Source organism: Methanocalculus alkaliphilus, assembly GCF_024170505.1.
Classification (GTDB): domain Archaea; phylum Halobacteriota; class Methanomicrobia; order Methanomicrobiales; family Methanocorpusculaceae; genus Methanocalculus; species Methanocalculus alkaliphilus.
Genome location: NZ_JALJYG010000034.1, coordinates 1 through 1,831, shown reverse-complemented (window position 1 = coordinate 1,831; position 1,831 = coordinate 1). Strand labels below are relative to the sequence as shown.

Genomic DNA, 1,831 nt, shown 5'->3' with positions numbered 1-1,831 from the left:
CTTAATTGCAAAATTAAAGAACGTGCTCATTGAGTACTGATCGATCACACACTATAAAGTACTTTCGATGGAACGAGGTTATTCGAAGTTCTCTGGAATTGTTGTTAATGAAAAAAAGATCGAATCTGAGATTTCAGATATCACAAGAAAGACCAACTCAGACTCAGAAATCATAGCATTACTGTTACAGAAGGAGATCAGCACCAATAAAAGCCTTCTCCATTCAATTCAACGTATTTTTTCAATGATACATGGTGAAGCTTCAATAGGATTTTTATTTACTGACTATAATGTATTGACTCTTGCTACAAATACTGGATCAATATATTGCCTTAAAAATAATGATATCTTTCTTTTTGCTTCTGAAAGGTTTATTGTATCAGAATTGTGTAAAAATAAAAAATTTAAAGGGTTTCTTAAAAGCGAAGATATATTCCAGTTAAAACCATCGCAGGGGTGTTTGATAGATATTCAATATGCCAATTTTACGATATTTAATGTATCGAAGTCGTCAAATGATCGTAATGTTTATACTATTGTGGATCCTCTTTCCAACCAGAGAGCATCGATTATTGATCACTCAGATTATAATAATGACAAAAAAACCTCAATCTCAAACTATGATATAGGTGATCGTGAGAATATCAGGAGGATGATCATAGAAAATTATCAACCTAATATGGATCTACGCCGCTGCACAAAATGTATCCTCCCGGAAACATTTCCATACATCGATTTTGATGACAGGGGTGTTTGTAACTATTGCAGAGATTATTCACCAATACAACTGAAAGGATCAGAGGCTCTCCTTGATTTAGTTAAGGAAAATAAGAGAGGTGATGGCAAACAAGATTGCATCATTGGTTTTAGTGGAGGGCGTGATAGTTCGTACGTACTTCACTATGCACGAAAGAAGCTCGGAGTCAATCCAATTGCCTTCACCTATGACTGGGGGATGGTGACTGATATTGCCCGACGAAATTGTGCCCGTGTTTGTGGAGCTCTTGAAGTTGAACACATAGTTGTATCTGCGGACCTTGAGAAAAAAAGGCGAAACGTTCGTTTAAATCTTAATGCTTGGCTTAAAAAGCCAGATCTTGGTATTCTTCCATTACTTATGGCAGGAGATAAGCAATTCTACTACTTTGCTCATAAGATCAGGGAAGATACCGGAATATCTTTTGTTTTAGGGGGGGCCAATCCTTATGAGAGAACAGACTTCAAGCTTGGATTTTGTGGGATATCACCAGATGACACACGAGGAAAAGGTCTCCTAACTGGCATTAAATTTTCTAACAAAGTCAAGCTACTGCTTTATTATGTAAGACATTACCTGTTTAATCCGGCATATATTAATGCCTCAATCTTTGATACATTCCATGCGTTTTATTCAACCTACGTCCTTAAAGATGCCTATATCAATATATATGACTATATTCCCTGGAATGAGGAGGAAGTGGTCTCTCTTCTTCGGACCACATATGATTGGGAGATAGCACCTGACACGACGACAACGTGGAGAATTGGGGATGGAAAAGCTGATTTTTATAATTATGTATATTATAATGTTGCAGGTTTCTCAGAAATTGATACGTTCAGGAGCAATCAGGTGAGGGCAGGAGCAATAACCCGTGAAGAGGCTTTGAAGCTCGCAGAAGACGAGAATAAACCAAGAAGTGCATCTCTCGAATGGTATGCTGAGACGATACGGTTTAATCTTGAGGATGCTCTCAATACTGTCAATGGCGGTGTAGAAATGCACAAAAGTGGCGGTCTAAAAGTGCTCACCTGCTAACTTCTCTGTACCACCAGAGGAGGAGCAGCAATGGTG

At 38.1% G+C, this 1,831-nt stretch carries 1 protein-coding gene; it reads left to right on the top strand.

The genetic code is table 11. The features are described 5' to 3' along the window. Positions 1–67: 67 nt before the first annotated feature. Positions 68–1,795 (top strand): hypothetical protein, encoded by a 1,728-nt coding sequence (locus J2T58_RS11040; protein ID WP_253490029.1) that lies wholly within the window; start codon positions 68–70, stop codon positions 1,793–1,795. Positions 1,796–1,831 lie beyond the last annotated feature (36 nt).

Coding starts and splice junctions, on each gene's coding strand:
- J2T58_RS11040 (WP_253490029.1), top strand. CDS start 68: ATGGAACGAGGTTATTCGAAGTTCTCTGGAATTGTTGTTAATGAAAAA.